Origin of the sequence: Nostoc sp. FACHB-892, assembly GCF_014698795.1 — a bacterium.
In the GTDB taxonomy this organism is placed as follows: Bacteria; Cyanobacteriota; Cyanobacteriia; order Cyanobacteriales; family Nostocaceae; genus Nostoc.
Map to the genome: position 1 here is coordinate 1 of NZ_JACJTR010000109.1, position 7,468 is coordinate 7,468.

General features: G+C 42.0%; 5 protein-coding genes and 1 pseudogene. All 6 read right to left on the reverse strand.

The features are described from left to right. A pseudogene (locus H6G96_RS39615) lies at positions 1-178 on the reverse strand (IS1 family transposase); the annotation flags it as partial. A gap of 328 nt (positions 179-506) precedes the next feature. After that, positions 507-1,862, reverse strand: coding sequence for a UDP-N-acetylmuramoyl-tripeptide--D-alanyl-D-alanine ligase (gene murF, locus H6G96_RS39620; protein WP_190919982.1), 1,356 nt, complete (start codon positions 1,860-1,862; stop codon positions 507-509). A gap of 209 nt (positions 1,863-2,071) precedes the next feature. After that, entirely contained in the window at positions 2,072-2,518 is a 447-nt protein-coding gene (locus H6G96_RS39625; RefSeq protein WP_190919984.1) for a tellurite resistance TerB family protein, read from the reverse strand. 176 nt (positions 2,519-2,694) lie between these two features. Beyond that, positions 2,695-2,832 (reverse strand): hypothetical protein, encoded by a 138-nt coding sequence (locus H6G96_RS39630; RefSeq protein ID WP_190919986.1) that lies wholly within the window; start codon positions 2,830-2,832, stop codon positions 2,695-2,697. 471 nt (positions 2,833-3,303) lie between these two features. Beyond that, positions 3,304-4,224, reverse strand: a complete 921-nt coding sequence (locus tag H6G96_RS39635) for a histone deacetylase (protein WP_190919988.1) — start codon at positions 4,222-4,224, stop codon at positions 3,304-3,306. 87 nt (positions 4,225-4,311) lie between these two features. After that, entirely contained in the window at positions 4,312-6,948 is a 2,637-nt protein-coding gene (locus tag H6G96_RS39640; protein ID WP_190919991.1) for an EAL domain-containing protein, read from the reverse strand. Positions 6,949-7,468: the final 520 nt, after the last annotated feature.

Genomic DNA, 7,468 nt, shown 5'->3' on the forward strand with positions numbered 1-7,468 from the left:
ATCCTGCACCGTTAACGTATGCTTTTAAACATTCGTTTTTGATCTCATTTGAGTATCCTTTTGGGGGACTATAGATATCTATAAATTGGCGATCGCAGGTGACGCAAAAGTGATTTTGTTTACCTCGACGTTTACCATTTTTTCTAATCCTCGTAGACTTGCAGTATGGACAATGCACAGTAGAAGACCTCAATTCATCCCTCCATTATGCAACGCCGAATCTTTTAACTAATTTGATTGAAACAGAATTCAGGAGTCATACCAATTCACAATTCGCAATGACGCTCATTCGCGTAGCGTGCCGTAGGCAAAACTCGCTCTAAGCGTAGCCATGCCGTAAAGCCTGCGACATAGCTACGCTTAGGGCACAGCCTCTCTTAGAGTTGGCTTTACGCTGCGCTAACGCAATTAAAAAACTTAAATATAGCAATGCTTTCAAGGTTTACATCTGTATCAGATTTTTCGTGAAAAGTCTCGCAGTATGAGACGTTGGGTTTCTAACGGTATCATCTGGAGAATTCTGCACGTAACTGATTAACTACCTGATCTAGTCCCACGGAATGGGCAGCTTTGAATAGTAAACGATCGCCTGTTTGCACAAATGTCTTTAACCTAGCTACCAAATCAGCGTGAGTTGCAAAGCACTCCGATGGGATACCTTCGGCACTAATAGCGATCGCTTCGGCATCTTGTCCATCTACCAAAACCAACAAGCCGTCTAAATTCAAATTTTTCACTGTTTCTCCCACTCGCTGGTGCAACTGCTGCGATCGCTCTCCTAATTCTTTCATTGCACCCAATACGGCAATCTTCCGCTTTCCGGGTGTATCTGACAATAATTGCAATGCTGCAATCATAGCTTCTGGTGCAGCATTATAAGTTTCATCTAAGATTACCACATCGTTGGGTAAGATAAACTGCTGCGATCGCCCTGTAGGCATATCCACCATCACACCTGCTTTCAGGCTTGCCCAATCAATCCCCAAAACCTTTGCTACAGCTAAAGCTGCCAAGAAATTAGTTGCATTGTGACGACCAGGTAAAGGTAGAGGTAGTTGGATTCCGGCAACTTCCACCTGGTCGTTATCAATTAACTGCCCTTGGATATCCCCACCAGAAAAGCCGTAAGTTAAAACTTCTCCGTGCCAAAATTTTGCTGCTGTGGCCATTAATAAAGGATTGTCGTGGTTGAGAATTGCCACACTATCAGCAGACATTTCTGCTAACAACTCACATTTTGCTTCAGCGATCGCTTCTTCGGAACCTAATAATTCAATATGTGCCGTCCCCACATTGGTAATCACTCCAATTGTTGGACGCGCTATTTGTGTCAGTTCAGCAATTTGTCCCCTACCCCGCATCGCCATTTCAATCACGGCGTAGTCATCTTCTGCACCAAGTTGTAGGAGAGTTTTCGGGACACCAATTTCATTGTTGTAATTTTCATAAGTTTTGTGAACTCGTCCCTTTGTTGCCAAAACTGCGGCAATTAATTCTTTAGTTGTAGTTTTACCCACAGAGCCTGTTACACCAATTACAGGAATGTTAAAGCGATCGCGCCACCATCTACCGATTTGCTGATATGCTTTGAGAGTGTCTTTTACCTGCAATACCGGAAAACCAGGGTTTTCGTATTCAAAATCTACAATTGCAGCTAAAGCACCCTTGGCGATTGCAGTTTGCACAAATTCATGTCCATCAAACTTATCGCCTCGCAAAGCTAAAAATACTTCACCTGGCTTTAGGGTACGGCTATCTGTTTGTATACCGCAACTGACTTGTGTCAAAGTAGTTTCAGATAAGTTTATAGGACTGGCCAAAAGAATTTCAACCAGTTGGGTTAGGGTGGCAGAACAACGCATAGGTAATTTACAATTTAAAGTTCAAAATTAGAAACTCGAATTATGACACAATACTGCATTGAACAACAAGATTTACGACTTATCGAAAAAGATGCGAATCTAAGCCTAGTCACAATAACACCAAAAATAGTGCCAAAGAAGTTCAGCTTCTTTGGCACACTTTGTTTATAAGCTATTTATATAATTTAATTAAGCATATCTTTATCGCCTTATCCCCGGTTTTTAATTACACTTACTTGCATAATTTGTATTGCTATTTCACTAGAAAGACCTAAAGCTTGATATAAATCATTTAAGAAGTTTTTTTCTTCTTCAGCTACGATACCTTCAGCTAAGACTAAATCCGTGGCTACCGCAAAGGCCGATTCCCGCAAGTCTTGAGATAGAGAATCTTTGGCTGCATTAAATAAACTATTAAAGCCATCTCCTTGGAGAATGCCCAATATTTTCTCAAACAGCTTGTTCATCATCTCATGAGGATAACTTTTAAAAAGTTTCATCCGAGACAGCACAAAAGTGAGATAATTTGCCTGCTCAACAGAAAGGTGACCGTCTGACGCTGTTGCCACCAAAATAATAACAGCAAAAGCTTCTTCTGGATTGAGTGCCGTTTGGGTTTGGTTTTCTGTACCCAACACAGCGTCGAATAGACCCATTGTAGTAACTCCTTGTTAGAGTCTCAATGGCGCTACAGTTACCTGTATGTTTGGTGGATTTCCAGGTAAAGCTGCAACGCAGTGAGACTTTCATGCTTTAGTGTTCCCAGGATTTCTTCATGGCGAACACTTGCAGCCAATGGTTTTTGGCAAGAGCTACACTGCCATTTGTAAACTTAGCGTTCTCCTGTCTTTTCTATTGTTTCAATTACCGCCAAACCTATACCAGAGCCTGCTATTAACAGTACTACTGATATCAAATAAGCGTTGGTCAGCATCCGTAGGGCTTCATCGAAAAAAATGTAGGTGGTCATTGCTTCACCTTTTGAATTTTGTGTTGCTAGTACTTTTTATTTCTCCACACACCGACAGGTGAATTTCGCCGAGAAACTGCTAGCAATTGCATCTTAACAAAACTTTAGCTCTTTAAGAACACATTTTAAACTTTTTCTTTCTGAAGATTTGATGAATCATAGAAAGCCTTTGTAAAAGAAATTACTTAGTTTGAGTTTAGAGCAAAAGTTGTATCACCCTAGATTTACGTAAAGACACTTGTTAAAATAGTCAACTAACTCACGAATAATCATGACAATAAATATCTATAAATTGCTTATTTTTACGGACTATGTTGTGAAATCCAAAGGAAATATACAAGAAGATTCCCGCTTTTCTGAGAAACCGGGAATCTGAGCTACAAATAAAATAGGATTACTCTGATCTCAGTGCATATACAAAAGTGACTCGATTACGAATTCAGAGGTTTTACCTAAAAAAAGAGAAACTCCCTAAAGTAAACAATGTTCAATTGTCGCTACAACTGATTGAGAAAGAGAATCAAAGTCATAACCACCTTCTAAGCCAAACAAAATTTTACGAGTTATCCCTAGACAATAATCAGTAAATAAAGCATAGTCTTCTGGCTGCAAATTGATACTTGCCAAAGGATCTGCGGCATTGCCATCATAACCAGCACTTACAATCAGCAGATCTGCCTGAAAATCGGCTAAAAACGGTATTACTTGTCTTTCAAATAGTGGCTGATATACTGCAATATCACTACCAGGGCGTACAGGTAAATTTAATACATTATTATGAAAGCCGCGTTCTGTCGCTCTCCCAGTACCGGGATAGCATGGGTACTGATGTAGCGAACAGTAGGCGATGCGTGCTTGGGTTTCAACGATCGCCTGAGTTCCATTACCGTGATGCACATCCCAATCGAGGATGGCAACGCGGTTAATTCCGGGTTGTTCGAGGGCAAATAAAGCTGCGATCGCTGCATTAGAAAATAGGCAAAAGCCCATTCCCGCATCACTTTCTGCATGGTGTCCTGGGGGACGCGCTAGTACAAAAGCTGGATTAGCCGACTTTAACACAGCCTCAACTCCATCCAACCATGCACTAACTGCCAACAATGCCACATCATAACTAAGCGGGGAAACTGGCGTATCTCCATCCAAAGGGCCGCCGCCACTAGAAGCGATTTGCCAAAGTTTTTTGATATAGGCTGGGCTATGTGCTTTAAGCAACACAGACATTAGCGATGGCTGTTCTGATGTTGGTGTGGGCGATCGCCAGGCAATTCTATCTGCGAATGTCGCTGCTTTTAGGGCAGTAGCGATCGCACTCAAACGTTCTGGTTTTTCGGGATGGTATTTTCCAGTCTTGTGATCTAAAAATTCGTCGGAATAGATGACTGGCAACATAGGACGAAAAAACTTTGCAGCAAGACAATGAATGCTATTGTATCCTCACTCGGACAAACAGTTTTTCTTTATTGGGTTGATCGAGTACTAGAGCGTTGGTCGTTTACTTTCAAGAATTTCTGTTGCCTTCTGGGCAGAAAGCGGTCGGTAGAATAAAAAGCCTTGTACATCCTCACAATTGATAGATTTCAAGAAATCCAATTCCTCTTCTTTTTCTACCCCCTCGGCTGTCAACTTCAATCCCAAACTTTGTCCCAAGGTAACTATGGCCTTGATAATATGAGCTACTTTGACATCCAAAGTCAAATCATGAATAAAAGATTTATCTATTTTCAGATTGTGGAGTGGTAAAAGCTGTAGGCGCGATAGCGAGGAATGACCCGTACCAAAGTCATCAATGGAGATGTAAACACCCATCTGCTGTAGATTTGTTAACACCGTTCTGGTAAAATCTAAATCCTCAATGGCTGTGGTTTCGGTAATTTCTAATTCTAAAAAGCGTGACTCCAGCCCCGTTTCTTTTAAAACTGTGGCTACAGTCTCTACCAATTTAGGTTGGCGGAACTGCTTAAGAGAAAGATTAACAGCGATCGTCATGGGTGGCAATCCTGCATCTTGCCAGGTTTTGTTTTGGCTACACGCTGTCCGAAGCACCCATTCGCCGATGGGAACAATTAATCCACTTTCTTCGGCTAGGGGAATGAAGACACTCGGTGCAACCAATCCCATTTCTGGGTGCTGCCAACGCAACAGAGCCTCCATACCAGTAATTTCTCCTGTGGCGATATTCACACGGGGCTGATAGTACACCGTAAACTCTTCACGTTCTAGGGCGTAGCGCAAGCTCTTTTCTAAAGTTAGAAGTTCAGGATTCTTGGCGCTCAGAGAAACACTGTAGAATTGGTAGTTATTCCGTCCTTTGTCCTTGGCGTAGTATAAAGCGGCATCTGCGTGCTGAATTAGTGTTTCGGCGTTAGGACTGTTGTTATCAAACAATGCAATACCGAGGCTGGCAGTCACATAAAGTTCATGCCCTTGCAGATTGAAGGCATCCTCTAAAGCTTGTAAGATTCTATGCGCCACCTGGGTTACCTCTTCAATATCATTGACTCGCGGGAGTAAGATCGTGAACTCATCACCTCCCCAACGGGCTATGGTATCTCCGCCTCTGAGTGAGTCTTTTAATCTTTGAGCGACGCTTTGTAACAATTGGTCTCCTAGAGTGTGCCCCAGAGTGTCATTAATACCCTTAAAGCGATCCAGGTCGAGGAAGATCACAGCTAAACTTTCACCATTCCGACTGGCATTGGGCAGAGTTTTACTAAGTAGCTCATTAAATAGTAGGCGATTGGGCAACCCTGTCAGGATGTCATGAAGGGCTTGATAGCGAATCTTTTCTTCTACTTGCTGACGCTGCTGCGTTCCAATAATACTGGCGGCCATTGTCAAAAGGGTAGATTCTTCGTGCTTTGACCAGTGACGCTCAAAGGTGCAGTCTGCCAAGCCAAGGTAACCCCAGCACTCATTATCCAACCTGAGAGGCACTAAGAGAAGAGATTGAATGCCATCTCTAATTAGGAATTCTTGTTCGGCGACAGGAAATTGTTGGGTGAGTCCGCTAATCGACTGGCCGCTAGAAAGAACAGTGTACCAACGGGCTAATCCAGAATCTTGATAAGGCTGATTCTGCCAATGATGGTGTGTAGATTGAATAAAAGAGTGTGTCCATTCAAACCGTAGGCTGACTGCTATTTCCCCTGTAGTAGGATGGGGATGGTTTTGAAAGAGATAGGCTCGATCTGCCTTGGCAGCTTCACCCAGTACAGCTAGAGCTCGATCAATACCGGTTTTGTAATTCATTTCGCCTAGCAAATAATTGGCAGCTTCTGCAACTGCTTGTAGCAAGCGATCGCGCTGACGCAATTCGGCTGTGGCTTGTTTTTGCTCAGTAATATCCCTAGTAATAAAGGTTCTAATTAAATCACTTTCAGGAAGGTAGAGAACAGATTGTTCAAAAACTTCTGCACCTACTTCCACCTCCCGCACAAAAGAATTTTTTTCGAGATTCTTAACTTTACTCAGTAGTCCTGTTAAAATCGGGTGTTTCATCCCAACTTCCCTAAGCTTGGGAAACTTGAGAGCTGCGGCTGGATTGAGATAAGTAACTGTTCCCTCCAGATCCATCTCAATAATTGGATTGGGGATGAGTTCAGGGAAGGATGCTAGGCGAGCTAGGGCAGACTCACTCGCTGCTTCAAAGCTAGGATCAATAGCTAGGGTTTGAAAAGGATTGGCAGGACTGGCTTGCTCTGATAAAAAACCAGATAGGTCTTCTACATCACAAGATTCAGAAAATGCTTGTTCTGAAATGTTGGAAATGGCATAATATTTAGCTTGAGCTTGATTACTGCCAAAAGCAATGATATCTCCACTTCTGAGATTATGAGAGAAGCATTTAGCGCCATTGACAAATAAACCATTAGTACTTGCTTTCCCCTTGTAGTTGCCATCAATAATTTGAAAGCCATATTGGTCAGTCTCTGGAACAGTTACTCGCAATAAAATTGCATGTTGCATTGATACTGACCGGGAGGACAAGATAATAGTGTTGGCGGGATGCCGCCCCAGAGAATAAGTAGTCTCTTGCAAAGGCACAGTTCGCTGCCCTTGTAGGTCTTGAATGACCAACAGATGGCGTATTTTTTCCCGCTCATTTACTATCATGGCTGTTCCTTAAATTCTCATATTTTTATGTCTTAGTCTGAAAAATACTACTCCCATGAGTGGAGCCTGAAAGTCTGAACTTATAAGAAAATTAGTTTAATCAAATTTGTCACCGTCTATAATTCCAAAATGGGTATGAGGGTGCAAACTAGTACAAGTCGGCGTAAATAAACAGACCATTTTAAATCACTCAGAAGCCTACTGTATAATAAGCTTTTTGACTTTTGATTTTTAAACGCCAGTTGCTTCAAGTCGGGAAACCCGCCCAACGCACTGGCTCCTTTTGACTTCCGCTTTGCGGTACTAGCCCTTTGCTCCTTTCTCTATATCATGTAACTTGTCTTTATTTAGGATACCCAGAATAAAATCAAACACTGAATAGAATAGATGGTATAAGTAAGTCGTGGTGAAATTTTATAAGTATGTAACAAAAAATTAAGCAGAAGAATGAGAGTCAAATTTTACACGTTGTGTACTGTAGCTTCTCTTTTCACCTCTTCTTTGAACTCCATCAATGACA